This window comes from Aureimonas glaciei (assembly GCF_014643375.1).
Classification (GTDB): Bacteria; Pseudomonadota; Alphaproteobacteria; order Rhizobiales; family Rhizobiaceae; genus Plantimonas; species Plantimonas glaciei.
Genome location: NZ_BMJJ01000001.1, coordinates 537139 through 550416, shown reverse-complemented (window position 1 = coordinate 550416; position 13278 = coordinate 537139). Strand labels below are relative to the sequence as shown.

Sequence of the window (13278 nt, the reverse complement as noted above, 5' to 3'; positions counted from 1 at the left end):
CCGGTCGCGCTTGCAAACCATCCCTTTCAAGTTATCGATGGCGATGCAAGGCCGCGACCACGCCATGAGTCGCCGGCACAAGGGTCCCGAACGAGGACCCGACCAGAGAACAAGACAGGGTGGAAACATGCAGGCGGTGATGATCTACGGCGCCAAGGACCTCCGGCTGGAGCAGCGCCCCGCCGGCGAGCCCGGCCCCGGCGAGGTGCTGGTGCGTTTCGGCGCCGGCGGCATCTGCGGCTCGGACATGAGCTATTGGACGAAGGGCCGCGTCGGCGATTTCGCCGTGCGCGAGCCGATGGTGCTCGGCCACGAGATCTCCGGCACGGTCGAGCGCGTGACGCCCGGCGTCACCCATGTCGCGCCGGGCGACCGGGTCGCCATCGATCCGAGCCGGCCGTGCCTGTCCTGCGATTACTGCCGCAGCGGCCGCAGCCATCTCTGCCGCCACATGCGCTTCTTCGGCTCGGCCTCGGTCTTCCCCCATGTCCAGGGCGCGTTTTCCGAAACCTTCGTCTGCCGGGCCGACCAGTGCCACAAGGTCCCGGACACGGTCTCCTTGCGCAAGATCGCTTTGGCCGAGCCGCTCGCGGTCTCGCTGCATGCGGTGCGCCGCGCCGGCGAGATGCTCGGCAAGCACGTCCTGATCACCGGTGCCGGCCCCATCGGCATGCTCTGCGCCATCGCCGCCCGCCGTGCGGGGGCGGCGACCATCACCATCACCGACCTTGTTGACGAGCCGCTGGCGCTGGCGCGCGCGGCGGGCGTCGACCTCGCCATCAACGTCGCGAGCGAGCCGGACCGGCTGGCCGCCTTCGAGGCGAACAAAGGCCATTTCGACATCGGCATCGAGGCGACCGGTTCGGTCCAGGCGCTGGCGGGCCTGATCCGGGTGATCCGGCCGGGCGGACGCCTCGTCCAGCTCGGCATGCTGCCGCCGGGCGAGGTGCCGATCCCGGTGAACCTCCTGATGGCGCGCGAGATCGACTTCGTCGGCGCTTTCCGCTTCGCCGGCGAATTCACGCTGGCCGTCGACCTTCTCGTCAACGACCGCATCGATGTCGGCGCGGTGATGTCGGCCGACATGCCGGTCTCGAAGCTGGAGGAGGCGTTTGCGCTGGCCATCGACCGCAAGCGGGCGATCAAGGTGCACCTGCACTTCTGAACAGCGGCAGCTGAACAGCGGCAGCGCGACGATCCTGACGGACGGTCCTCGAAGCGGGACCTTGGCCGGGCGAGGTGCCGCGCTTGGGCTCCGGCCGGTCGCCATCGGCCGGGGAAATCCTGCCACCGGGCGCCGAGCCCGGCCTTGCGGGCTTGCCGCGCAATCGGCGCATGACCTATGAGCGGGAATGTCCTTTCCCGATCTCAGCCTCTGGGCGCCGGTCGTTCTGACCCTCGTCGCCACGGGCGGCTTTGCCGGCGTCCTCGCCGGCCTGTTCGGGGTCGGCGGCGGCGCCATCTTCGTGCCGGTGCTCTACCACACCTTCATCGGGCTGAAGGTCGATCCCTCGATCGCCATGCACCTGTCGATCGGCACCTCGCTCGCCATCATCGTGCCGACCTCGCTGCGCTCGCTCGCCGCCCACCGGCTGCACGACGCGGTCGATACCAAGCTCCTGCGCGAATGGGTGATCGCGGTGCCGGCGGGCGTCGTCGCCGGGGCGCTGATCGCCGCGGCATCCTCGGCGGGCGAGCTGAAGGTGATCTTCGCCGGCATCGCCTTCGTGCTGGGGCTGAAGATGATCATCGGCCGACTGCCGCTGAATTTCGGCACGGACCTGCCCGGCCTTCTCGGCCGCTCGATCGCGGGCTTCGTCATCGGCCTCCTGTCGTCGCTGATGGGGATCGGCGGCGGCGTTCTCAACAACACCTTCATGAGCGCCTATGGCCGCTCGATGCACCAGGCCGTGGCGACCTCGTCGGGCGTCGGCGTCCTCATCGCCATTCCCGGGCTGATCGCGTATGCCGTGGTCGGCTGGGGCGATCCGCGCCTGCCGCCCTTCAGCCTCGGCGACATCAGCCTGACGGCGGCCCTCGCCTGCGCCCCCGCCGCCCTCCTCACCGCTCCCTTCGGCGCCCGCCTCGCGCACCGGCTGACCCGGCGCCAACTCGAACTCGGCTTCGGCCTGTTCCTGCTGTCGGTCGCGCTGCAATTCGTCTGGGGGCTGGTGTAGGCTCGGGACCGGCTCTTTCCGTCCCTCAGTCGAAAATCACGCCCTTCTTGAGGATGAAGCAGCCATAGGGCCGGGCCTCGCTGGTCTGCACCACGGCATAGGCGTCGCGGGCGGCCTCGTAGAAGGCGAAGCGCTCGACCGCCTCGATCGTGACGGCATGGCCTTCGGCCGAGTCGACGACGGCCTGCATGGCGCTGTGCACGTCGAGCACCGCGTCCGGCTCGCCGACCACGGCCATGCGCCGCACGGGGGCGTCGACGAAACTGTCGAGCGGCAGGAGCGTCAGGATGGCACGGGCGGCCTCGGTCGTGTCGACGCCGGCGAGTTGCACGCACTGGCCGCTGACCGTCGAGGACGCGACCGATTCGGCCGGAAAATTTCGGTCGGCGATGACGAGGTCGTCGCCATGGCCCATTTCGGCGAGGATGGCGAGAAGTTCGCTGCCGATCAGCGGATGGATGGTCTTGAGCACGGCCTGTCTCCCAAATGTCGATCGCTCTGGGATAGCAGGCCCGCGCGCCGATGCCGAGCCGTCACTGCGCCTAAGGCACGAGGCGGAAGACCGACCGGGCGCCGGCCCGGCCGATGGCGGGAGGCGCGGCGCCGACGGCCGGCACCGGCCAGCATCGGCCGCCGGCCATTCAGAGCGGCAGCAAGCCGTCTTCCGGCGAAAAGCGGAAGACCACGGTTTCGGCCAGCGTGACGCCGCCGGCGGAAAGCTTGACGATCGCCTCGCAGTCCTCAGTCTCCGTGGTGAACACGTCGAAGATCACGCGCCAACCCAGCGGGTCGTCGACCGAGCGCTCGACCCGGATGGCATGCACCGTACCGTGGCCGAGCGTCACCGCGACGTCCTCCGGCTTCAGGCGCACGCCGGGCAGGGCCACGCCGGAATAGTCGAGAACGACCTTGCGCTCCAGCCGGTCCGGCTGCGGATTGACGCCCGGCGGATAATGCCGGTGCGGGCGGCCGAGGCGGTGGGCGACCATGCGAGCGAGCGGCCGCGGCGGTTCGGCGCCGCTCCAGTGCAGGCGGTAGCGGAACTCGAGCACGTCGCCGGCGCGGACCGGCGCCTCGGGCACGTAGAAGGCGGCGATGTTGTCGGCATATTCCGACTGCGTCGGAAACTCGATCAGCTGCACCGATCCGCGCTCGAAGCCCGACAGCGGCACGACCCAGAGATTGGGCCGGCGTTCGAAGGCGACGGAATCTTCGTAGCTCGCATAGTCGCGGTCGCGCTGCATCAGGCCGAAACCCTCGGGGCTCTCGGTCAGGAAGGAAGCGAAGCTGAGTTCCTTCGGATTGGTCAGCGGCCGCCAGATCGCGCCGCCGCGGCGGTCGTGGATCAGGAGGCCGTCGGAATCGTGCACCTCGGGGCGGAAATCGCCCTGCGCCCAGCGCGTCTCCTGCGAATACCAGTACATCGAGGTCAGTGGCGCGATGCCCAGACGCTGCACGTCACGGCGCAGGAACAGCCGACAGGTGACGGTCATCACCGTCTTCGGGAAATGCGAAACGTCGAAGCGGTAGGCGCCGGTGACGCTCGGCCCTTGCATCAGCGCATGGATCCGCATCACGCCGCCGCGCATCTCCTCGATCCAGAAATCGGTGAAGTCAGGAAATTCCTCGTCGACGCCGTCGAAGGCGCCGGTTTCCAGCGCCAGGCCCCGGGCGGAAATGCCATACTGCTGCAAATCGCCGGAGGAGCGGAAATAGGAGGCGCCGAGGAAGGCCAGCCAGTCGCCCGGCTGTCCCGGACGGCGCTCGGGCTCGTGCACGCGAAAGCCGGCAAAGCCAACATCGTCGGGCACGGCGGCGGCGGGGCTGCCGGCGGGATAGCGGAAATAGCCGCGGCGGTAGAGCACCTCGCGGGCCTCGCCGCCCTCGACGACATGGATGCGGACCGGCCGGCGAAAGAGCTCGCCGAGGTGGAAGAAGGTGACGACGCCGTCGCGACCGGCACCGGGAAACAGGCCGCCCGCCACCGGCTGGCGGATGTGATTGTGCTGGGTGTAGCCGATCGCGGCGAGCGCCTCGGGCGCGGGATCGGGTCGGGGTGCGTAGGGCTCGGCCCGGCGGGCAGCGGCCAGCGCCAGCAGGGCCTCCCAGGAAAAGCCCTCGGCCGGGCCGTAGGCGATCGGTTCGCCTCCCGGACCCTCGATCCCGTCATCCTCCGCCCGTGCCGCGCGCAGCGGCAGCGCCGCGGCCCCAAGGACCATCATCAGCGCGCGTCGGTTCAACATCTTCATCTCCATGGCGCCCAGACAGCAGGGCGTGCCGAAGCGCATCCCCGCGGCCGATGGCCGGCAGCAGGCCCTGCGCCGGTCCAAGCAACCGGCAGAGATAGCCAGGCTTTTGTGAATGGACGCGGAGCGCTTCGTTCATGCCGCGTTCAATGAACGGCAGCGTGGCACGTTCCCTGAACGCCGGCGCATTCCTGTCCCTGGCGAGGCACATGGAGCGGCAGGCACAGAAGTCACGGGATGGTTCGGCGCGACTGGCGCCCTATTTCACCTAGCAGAAACAGGAGAAACCCGATGAGCCGCATTCCCACCGACGAATTCGACAACCAGCAGGACCAGGCCGACAACGAAGACCGGCTGCAGGACCAGGGCTCGCAGCAGGTGCAGCAGGACGAGATCGAGGAGGCCCTGCGCAACCGCAAGACCTATCCCGAAATCAAGGCCCCGACGGGCGAGTAGCGAAGGCGGGGCGGGCGGCGGACCCGCCCGCTCCTACTGCGCCGCCGGCAAGGCCGCTTCGGCTTCTGCGGGCAGAGGCGGCGGCGCGGCCACCGGCGCGAAGGCGCGGTTCCAGGCGTCGAGGCTGGCGATCTTGTAGGCCTCGGCCAGCGTCGGATAGTTGAACGTGTTGTCCATGAAATAGTCGATCGTGCCCTTCAGGTTGAGCACGGCCTGGCCGATGTGGATGAGTTCGGTCGCCCCCTCGCCGACGATGTGGACGCCGAGCAGCCGCCGCGTCTTCTTGGAGAAGATCATCTTCATCATCCCCGATTTCAGGCCCATGATGTGGCCGCGCGAGGTCTCGCGAAAACGCGCGACGCCGCACTCGTAGGGGATGCCGCGCTTCAGCACCTCTTCCTCGGTCATCCCGACTGTGGAAATCTCCGGCACCGAATAGATCCCGTAGGGAAAGAATTCCGGCGGCGCCGGCGGCTCCAGGCCGAAAGCGTGGCAGGCGGCGAGACGCCCCTGCTCCATCGAGGTCGAGGCAAGGCTCGGAAAACCGATGACGTCGCCGGCGGCGTAGATGTGCGGCACCACCGTCTGCAGCGTCTTGGCGTCGACGGGGATGCGGCCGCGGTGGTCGCAGGTGATGCCGACGGCGCCAAGGTTCAGCCGCTCGGTCTCGCCGACCCGGCCGGCGGCGAAGAGCAGCACGTCCGAGGTCACGCTGCGGCCGCTGGCGATCTCGCAGACCGGCCGCCCGGCGGCGTCGAGCGTCACCGACTTGACCTCCGATCCCAGGCGTATCGAGACGTTGTGGTCGCGCAGTTCGTGCACGAATTCCTCGATCACTTCCTTGTCGACGAAATCGAGAAAGCTCGCGCGCGGCTCGACCAGCGTCACCGCGACGTCGAGGGCGGAGAAGATGGTGGCGTATTCGACGCCGATGACGCCGGCGCCGATCACCGTCAGGCTGCGCGGCAGCCTCTCGATGGCCAGGATCTCGTCGCTGTCGAAGACGGACTTGTCATTGAACGGGATATAGGCCGGGCGGAACGGCCGCGTGCCGCAAGCGATGACAACGCGCGCCGCCTTGTGCCGCTCGACGTCGCCGTCGTCGCGGGTGATCTCGATGTCATGCGGCCCCAGAAAGCGCGCCTCGCCGGCGACGATCTGGACATGGTTGCGGCTGAACTGGTGCTCCAGCACGTCGACCTCGTATTCCAGCGTCTTGGCGCCGCGGGTGAGGAGATCGGCGGCGGAAATGTCCTTCTTCACCCGGTAGGAGCGCCCGTAGAAGCCGCGCTCGCGCCAGCCGGTGAGGTTCAGCACGGTCTCGCGCATGGTCTTCGACGGGATCGTGCCCGTGTGCACCGAAACGCCACCGACCTGCCGGTGCTTTTCGGCCACCAGCACGCTCTTGCCGAGCTTGGCCGCCTGGATCGCGGCGCGCCGCCCCGAGGGACCGCTGCCGATGACGATCAGATCGTAGTCTGCCATGGGTTGGCGGCCTTTCCGGTCGTTGAAACACCAGCGCGCCCCCGGTCCGCGCCATCGCGAAACGCGGTGCGGGCGATCGGGGGCGCCACCTTGCGGTGCAGCATTAAACCATGAAAGTTGCGCGAAGCCGACAGGAAGCAGACATTCGGACACGCGACTACCGAGCGCCGCGACCTTGGCGGCGTTCGATGATCGACGGCTGCTAGTCGTCCTCGACGAACACTTCCTTGCGCTTGTTGCGGATGGACGGGAGGACCGCGAAGACGATGCAGGCGAGCCCCAAAGCGAGGAGCGTTGCCGAGATCGGACGGGTGAAGAACACCGTCGCGTCGCCCCGGGAGATGATCATGGCGCGCCTGAGGTTCTCTTCGAGCAGAGGACCGAGGACGAAGCCGAGCAGCAGCGGCGCCGGCTCGCAACGCAGCCGGATCAGGACGTAGCCGAGCACGCCGAACACCGCGATCGCGTAGACGTCGAAGGGATTGGCGTTGATCGAGTAACAGCCGATCGAGGCGAAGATGACGATCGCGGGGAAGAGCACGCGATAGGGGATCGTCAGCATCTTCACCCACAGCCCGATCAGGGGCAGGTTGAGGACGACCAGCATCGCGTTGCCGATCCACATCGAGGCGATGATGCCCCAGAACAAAGCGGGCTGGTCGTTGATGACGTTCGGGCCCGGCGTGATGCCTTGGAGGATGAAGGCGCCGAGGATCAGCGCCATCACCGGATGGGCGGGAATGCCGAGCGTCAGGAGCGGGATGAAGGAGGTCTGGGCGGCGGCGTTGTTGGCGCTTTCCGGCCCGGCCACGCCCTCGATTGCGCCCTGGCCGAACTCCTGCGGGTTCTTGGAGATGTTCTTCTCGGCCGCATAGGAGGCGAAGGAGGCGAGGACGTGCCCGCCGCCCGGCAGGATACCGAGAACGGACCCGATGCCCGTGCCCCGCAGGACCGGCCCGATGATCCGCTTGAAATCGGCACGGGAGAGCCAGAGCCCCGTGACCTTCGCGACGCCAACCTCCCGGCTCCTCTCGTTCTCCAGGTTTCTAAAAATCTCGGCGACGCCGAATACGCCGACCGCCAGGGAGACGAAGTTGATGCCGCCGTAGAGCTCGGGGAAGCCCATGGCGAAGCGCGGGGTGCCGGAGGTGACGTCCTGGCCGACGGTGCCGAGCATGAGCCCGAGCGCGATCATCGCGAGGGCCTTGAGAACCGAGCCGTGCGCCAGCGAGATCGAGACGAGGAGGCCGAGAACCAGCAGCGAGAAGTACTCTGCTGCACCGAAGTTGAGCGCGACGCGGGCCAGCGGCGGCGCCGCGATGGCCAGGACGAGCGTCGCCACCGATCCGGCGAAGAAGGAACCGAGCGCCGCGGTGGCGAGCGCCGTCCCGGCGCGGCCCTTGCGCGCCATCTGGTAGCCGTCGATGGCGGTGACGGCGGACGAGCTCTCGCCGGGCAGGTTGATCAGGATGGCCGTGGTCGATCCGCCGTACTGGGCGCCGTAGTAGATGCCCGAGAGCATGATCAGCGCGGTCACCGGGGAGAAGGTGAAGGTGATCGGCAGCAGCATGGCGATGGTCGCCGTTGGGCCGATGCCCGGCAGCACGCCGACGAGCGTGCCGAGCAGTACGCCGACGAAGCACCAAAGCAGGTTGGTGGCGGTGAAGGCCGTGTCGAAGCCGAGCGCGAGGTGCGACAGGAGATCCATGGCGTCCGCTCCTCAGTAGATCTGGAACGGACCGAAGGCCGGGCCGACGGTGGGGAGGGACATGCCGAGCCCGAGCTTGAACACCAGCCAGCACAGGACGGCCAGCGCGGCGGAGATGGCGGCCGAGCCGAAGAGGGTGTTGCGGGTCGAGGCCAGCGCGGTGATCAGGGAGCAGACGAACACCACGGGGACGAGCCCGAGGCTCTTGCCGTAGGCGCCGAAGATGACGAGGGCGACGCAGACGAGGACGATGCCGCGCCAGGCGACGGGCCCCGCCTCCGCCTCGGCGTGCTGCACCGTCCCGGCGAGGGCGACGGCAATCCCGAGGACACCGAGGATGACGGCGAGCGCCATGGGGATGAAGCCGGGGCCCATGCGGATGGCGCGGCCCATCTCGTAGTTCGTGGCTTCCCAGCCGAAGGCGATGGCGATGGCGAGGAAGATCAGGCCCACGGCGACATCCTGTCGCGCGCGGGGTGTGGCCTGCGCTGTGTCGGTGCTTTCTGGCATCGGTTCCCCTCCCAAGGAATGAAGCTTCGGGATCGTCTATGGAAAGACGAGCACGGCCCTGAAGTCGTTGACGTTGGTGAGGGTCGGGCCTGTTTTGACCAGTTCGCCGATCCCGCCGAAGAGGCTGTAGCTGTCGTGCGCGGCGAGCATGGCGGCGGGGTCGAGGCCCGCCATCCGGGCACGATGCAAAGTGTCCGGCGTGACGACGGCCCCCGCGGCATCCTCCGTGCCGTCGATCCCGTCCGTGTCGGCCGACAGGGCGAAGACGTCGCGCTCACTCCTGAGGGCGAGCGCCAGGGCCAGCAGGAATTCGGTGTTCCGTCCGCCGCGACCAGGCTTCGACGCGCCGAGCGTCACGGTCGTTTCTCCCCCGGAGAGCAAAACGGCGGGCGTCTTCGCCGGATGGCCGTGCGAGCGCACCGATCGCGCGATTCCGGCCATGAAAGTGCCCGCCTCGCGCGCTTCCCCCTCCAGGGCGTCGCCGAGGAGAACAGGCGTTACGCCATGCTGATGCGCGACCTTGGCGGCGGCTTCCAGGGCCATCTGGGGCGTGGCGACAAGCCGGTAGTCCGTGGCGAAGCCGGGCCTCGGGCTGGCCGGCGCTCTCAGCCGTGCGGCCACGCGCATGGGCAGATCGGGTCCCAGGCGATCGACGATCGCCGAGAGATCGTTGGCGGCATCGGGGTCGGGCACGGTCGGGCCCGAGGCGATGGCGCGCGGGTCGTCTCCCGGCACGTCCGACATGGCGAGCGTGACGAGGCGGGCCGGACCTGCCGCCTCGGCGAGCCGCCCGCCCTTGATCGCGGAAAGGCGGCGGCGCACCTGGTTCATCTGGTTGATGCCGAGCCCGGAGGCGAGCAGGAGCCGGTTCACCCTCTGCTTGTCGTCCACCGTGATCCCGTTCGCCGGCAGCGTCATCAGTGCGGAGCCACCGCCCGACATGAGGGCAAGGACGAGATCGTCCGGACCCAAGCCCTGCACCGCCGAGAGGATTCGCCGAGCGGCCCTTTCGCTCGCGGCGTCAGGAACGGGGTGCGCCGCCTCCAGCACCGCAATCCGCTCCGTCGGGACGGCGTGGCCGTAGCGGGTGACGACGAGGCCGGAAAGATCGACGTCGCCCCAGGCCTCCTCCACGGCTCGGGCCATGACGGCCGCCGACTTGCCCGCGCCCACGACGACGCAGCGCCCCTTTGGCTTTTCCGGCAGCGCGCCGGCGAGGACCCGCATGGGATCAGCGCTGGCAACGGCCGCGCCGAACAGATCAGTGAGGATGCGGCGGGCAAAAAGTTCGCCCGATACGCTGCCCTCCTGGAAAGTGTTCACCCTTCGAGGCCTCAGACGACGATGTTGGAGCCGCGGATGGCTTCGCAGACCGCCTCGGTGACCTCCTTCGTCGTCGCCGTGCCCCCGACGTCCGGGGTGCGCACGCCGGCGCCCGTCACCGCCTCGACCGCATGCATCAGACGGGCGGCGGCCTTGGACTCGCCGAGGTGCTCGAGCATCTGCGCGGCAGTCCAGAAGGTCGCGACGGGGTTGGCAATGCCCTTGCCGGTGATGTCGAAGGCGGAGCCGTGGATCGGCTCGAACATCGACGGGAAGCGGCGCTCGGGATCGATATTCGCCGTCGGCGCGACGCCGAGGCTGCCGGCGAGCGCGCCGGCGAGATCCGACAGGATGTCGGCGTGGAGGTTGGTCGCGACAATCGTGTCGAGGCTCCGGGGCTTCAGCGTCATGCGCACGGTCATCGCGTCGACCAGCATCTTGTCCCAGGTGACGTCCGGAAACTCCAGCGCGACTTCCGCGGCGATCTCGTCCCACATCACCATGCCGTGGCGCTGGGCGTTGGACTTGGTGACGACGGTCAGGAACTTGCGCGGGCGTGCCTGCGCCAGGCGGAAGGCGTAGCGCATGATCCGGGTGACGCCGACGCGGGTGAAGATGGCCACCTCGGTGCCGACTTCCTCCGGCAGCCCGCGATGGGCGCGTCCGCCATGGCCGGAATATTCGCCCTCGGAGTTCTCGCGCACGATGACCCAGTCGAGGTCGCCGGGGCCGACGCCGGACAGCGGCGATTGGATACCCGGCAGGATGCGGGTCGGGCGGACGTTGGCGTACTGATCAAAGCCCTGGCAGATCGGCAGGCGCAGGCCCCAGAGCGTGATGTGGTCGGGCACGTCGGGCGCGCCGACCGCGCCGAAGAAGATCGCGTCGAACGGCTTCAGCTGCGCCGTGCCATCCGCCGGCATCATCATGCCGGTCCGCTTGTAGTAGTCCGAGCCCCAGTCGAAATGCGTCACGTCGAGCTTGAACGTGCCCTCCCGCCGCTCGAGCGCTTCGAGCGCCTGAAGGCCGGCGGCGATGACTTCCGGTCCGATGCCATCGGCGGGGATGGCGGCGATCTTGTAGGTCTGCATTGGGGCAATCCTGTTCGTGGATTTTGGCGCCGGGCGGAACCAATCGCCCGGCCGGCTGACGGGTGCGTGACGTCAGTTCTTGGCGGCGAGGAGCTTGCCCCAGCGAACGATCTCGGACTGAAAGCGCTCGTCCATGGCGGCAGGCGTTGCCATCTCGTCGGTGACCGGCACGGTGCCGAGGTTTGCGAAACGCTCGATGAGCTTCGGATCCTTCAGCGCCTTCTGAAGCGCGGCCGACAGCCGGAGCCGAATGGGCTCGGGTGTCCCCTTGGGGGCCCAGATCGCATGCCAGGCGGTGATCTCGAAGTCGGCAAGGCCGCTGGACGCGAGCGTCGGGATCTGCGGGAAGATCGAGATCGGCTCCTTCGTCGTCACGGCATACGGCTTGATCTGCTGGCCTTCGATCTGGCCGGCAGTGTTGGTGGTCTGGTCGCACATCAGGTCGATCTGCCCCCCGACAAGGTCGGTCATCGCCGGGCCCGTCCCCTTGTAGGGCACGACGGTCAGCTCGATGCCGGTGGCCTCGATCAGGAGGCGTCCGCAGAGATCGGAGACAGCACCGGTGCCCGCCGTGCCGAAGGTCGCGCCGGCTCCCTCGCCCTTCAACCAGGTCATCAGGCTTCCGACGTCGGCAGGCTCGAGGTCTTTCCGGCCGACCAGTGTCATCGGAACGTCGGTGACGAGACCGACCGAGTCGAACGCTTCGCCTGGATTGTAGGTCAGGTCCGGATAAAGAGCGCCAAAGGTCGACACGCCGACATGGTACAGGAGAAGGCTGTACCCGTCCGGCTCCGCTTTTGCGACCTGGCCTGCACCGAGCGAGCCGCCGGCCCCGCCGACGTTTTCGATCAGGACCTGCTGCCCGAGGTCCGCTCCCATGGCCTCGGCGACAAGGCGGGCAACGGTGTCGCTCGGGCCACCGGCGGCGGCGGGAACGAGGATGGTCACCGGCTTGGACGGATAGGCGTCCTGCGCCAGGGCTGCGGTGGATGCGGCCAAGGCCATGGCGAAGGCGGTCGCGAAAAGGCGCTTCATGTGTTCCTCCCAGGTTGTGGCGACCGGGACCTCTCTGGGCCTCTCCTGTTCGCCGTCGTTCTGCTTCGATCGCGCTGTGGGGCGTCCGGTTGGCTCATTGCTCGGTGGATAGCCTCCCGGGTCATGCCGAGTTGCTGGAGGGGCGAGCGAAAGTGCTGCCGTACGCTCCGGCGTGAGCGCTCACCGACGGGAAAAGCGCTCTCCCGATACCCTCCACGATAGAGGACTAAAGCGCCGACCTCGGTTTCCCAACGCTCTCGCGATTATACAATTTAATGGTATAATCGCCCGATGGAGCTGTTGCAGATCAGATGCGTGCTCGCCGTGGCGGACGCGATGCATTTTGGAAAGGCGGCGCGGTCGCTCGAGATGATGCCTGCGGCACTCGGACGGCAGGTCCGCCTGCTGGAGAACGAACTCGGGGTCCCGCTCTTTGCGCGCACCACCCGATCCGTGGCGCTGACGACGGAAGGCCGGGTGTTCGTCGCTGAGGCCACGGCCATTCTCGAGCGTGCGGACGCGCTGGTACAGGGGTGCCGGGAGCGCGGGCGGTCGCTGACGCGGACGATCCGGCTGGGGGCGATCGACAGCGCTTCCGCGGGTCTCGTCCCGAGCCTCATTCACGACCTGCACGTGATCGATCCGGAACTGACGGTGGAACTCACCGAGGACAAGTCGATCCGTCTCCTGCCCAAGCTCCTGTCGGGGCGGCTGGACCTGGCGATTGTTCGACCAGGCGCCCGCTTGGATGCGCGCCTTCGCACGCGCTTTCTGCTGCATGAGTCCGCCGTCGTCGCTCTTCCCGTCGACCACCCGCTCTCGCTGGGGCGGAGCGTTTCGGTAGCCGAACTCAGCGATGTCGCCATGATCATCCCCGAGCGCGGATCCAGGCCGCACAGCTATGACCTGACGATGAAGCTGTTCGAGAGCGTCGGCCTGACGCCACGGATCGCCCAGATCGCCGAAGAGAAGCAGACCATCCTCAACATGGTGGCGGCAAGGATTGGCGCGGCGATCGTCCCGCTGTGGTCGACCCGGCTCGCCGTCCCCGGGGTGGCGTTTCTTCATCTCGCCGACGTCGAGGCAAGTGCCAGGAACCGTCTCCCGCTCTCGGTCGTCTGGCAGGCCCAGGTCAGGGACGCGAACCGGGATCGATTGCTGGACCTCTTGGAGGCCAATCTGGATCGATACTCGTCGGAGGCCTAGCGTCGGCGAGTGACAGGCGTGGCCCGGCAGTGCGTGAGTGA

At 68.2% G+C, this 13278-nt stretch carries 12 protein-coding genes; 4 read left to right on the top strand and 8 right to left on the bottom strand.

Features of this window, described 5'->3' with window-relative positions; translation table 11 throughout:
* Nucleotides 1-127 precede the first annotated feature (127 nt).
* Entirely contained in the window at nucleotides 128-1165 is a 1038-nt protein-coding gene (locus IEX88_RS02525; RefSeq protein WP_188848970.1) for an L-idonate 5-dehydrogenase, read from the top strand.
* Between the two features lie 187 nt (nucleotides 1166-1352).
* On the top strand, nucleotides 1353-2177 hold the full coding sequence (locus IEX88_RS02520) for a sulfite exporter TauE/SafE family protein (RefSeq protein WP_188848969.1): 825 nt from the start codon (nucleotides 1353-1355) through the stop codon (nucleotides 2175-2177).
* A gap of 25 nt (nucleotides 2178-2202) precedes the next feature.
* Here IEX88_RS02520 and IEX88_RS02515 read toward each other — a convergent pair whose 3' ends face one another.
* Together IEX88_RS02515 and IEX88_RS02510 are read right to left on the bottom strand one after the other, a co-directional pair.
* The gene (locus tag IEX88_RS02515) at nucleotides 2203-2649 is read right to left on the bottom strand and encodes an RbsD/FucU family protein (protein WP_188848968.1); all 447 of its coding nucleotides are present in this window, start codon (nucleotides 2647-2649) and stop codon (nucleotides 2203-2205) included.
* Nucleotides 2650-2818: 169 nt separating this feature from the next.
* Entirely contained in the window at nucleotides 2819-4420 is a 1602-nt protein-coding gene (locus tag IEX88_RS02510; protein ID WP_188848967.1) for an OpgD/OpgG family glucan biosynthesis protein, read from the bottom strand.
* A gap of 294 nt (nucleotides 4421-4714) precedes the next feature.
* Here IEX88_RS02510 and IEX88_RS02505 point away from each other — a divergent pair, with 294 nt between their 5' ends.
* Nucleotides 4715-4879 carry a hypothetical protein gene (locus IEX88_RS02505; protein WP_188848966.1) on the top strand — a complete coding sequence of 55 codons (165 nt, stop codon included), beginning with the start codon at nucleotides 4715-4717 and terminating at the stop codon, nucleotides 4877-4879.
* 33 nt (nucleotides 4880-4912) lie between these two features.
* On the opposite strand, the gene sthA is transcribed toward IEX88_RS02505, so the two are convergent.
* The 6 genes from sthA to IEX88_RS02475 all read right to left on the bottom strand — a co-directional run bounded on the left by sthA (nucleotide 4913) and on the right by IEX88_RS02475 (nucleotide 12031).
* On the bottom strand, nucleotides 4913-6364 hold the full coding sequence (gene sthA, locus IEX88_RS02500; protein WP_188848965.1) for a Si-specific NAD(P)(+) transhydrogenase: 1452 nt from the start codon (nucleotides 6362-6364) through the stop codon (nucleotides 4913-4915).
* Nucleotides 6365-6566: 202 nt separating this feature from the next.
* Nucleotides 6567-8072 carry a tripartite tricarboxylate transporter permease gene (locus IEX88_RS02495; protein WP_188848964.1) on the bottom strand — a complete coding sequence of 502 codons (1506 nt, stop codon included), beginning with the start codon at nucleotides 8070-8072 and terminating at the stop codon, nucleotides 6567-6569.
* Between the two features lie 12 nt (nucleotides 8073-8084).
* Nucleotides 8085-8582 (bottom strand): tripartite tricarboxylate transporter TctB family protein, encoded by a 498-nt coding sequence (locus IEX88_RS02490; protein ID WP_188848963.1) that lies wholly within the window; start codon nucleotides 8580-8582, stop codon nucleotides 8085-8087.
* A 36-nt stretch (nucleotides 8583-8618) separates the two neighbouring features.
* Nucleotides 8619-9905 carry a glycerate kinase type-2 family protein gene (locus tag IEX88_RS02485; RefSeq protein ID WP_373289536.1) on the bottom strand — a complete coding sequence of 429 codons (1287 nt, stop codon included), beginning with the start codon at nucleotides 9903-9905 and terminating at the stop codon, nucleotides 8619-8621.
* A gap of 11 nt (nucleotides 9906-9916) precedes the next feature.
* Nucleotides 9917-10996 carry a tartrate dehydrogenase gene (locus tag IEX88_RS02480; RefSeq protein ID WP_188848962.1) on the bottom strand — a complete coding sequence of 360 codons (1080 nt, stop codon included), beginning with the start codon at nucleotides 10994-10996 and terminating at the stop codon, nucleotides 9917-9919.
* A 72-nt stretch (nucleotides 10997-11068) separates the two neighbouring features.
* A complete protein-coding gene (locus tag IEX88_RS02475; protein ID WP_188848961.1) occupies nucleotides 11069-12031 on the bottom strand; it encodes a tripartite tricarboxylate transporter substrate-binding protein in 963 nt (320 codons plus the stop codon).
* A 291-nt stretch (nucleotides 12032-12322) separates the two neighbouring features.
* Between IEX88_RS02475 and IEX88_RS02470 the strand changes: the two genes are divergently transcribed.
* The gene (locus IEX88_RS02470) at nucleotides 12323-13237 is read left to right on the top strand and encodes a LysR family transcriptional regulator (protein ID WP_188848960.1); all 915 of its coding nucleotides are present in this window, start codon (nucleotides 12323-12325) and stop codon (nucleotides 13235-13237) included.
* The last annotated feature ends 41 nt before the right edge of the window (nucleotides 13238-13278 follow it).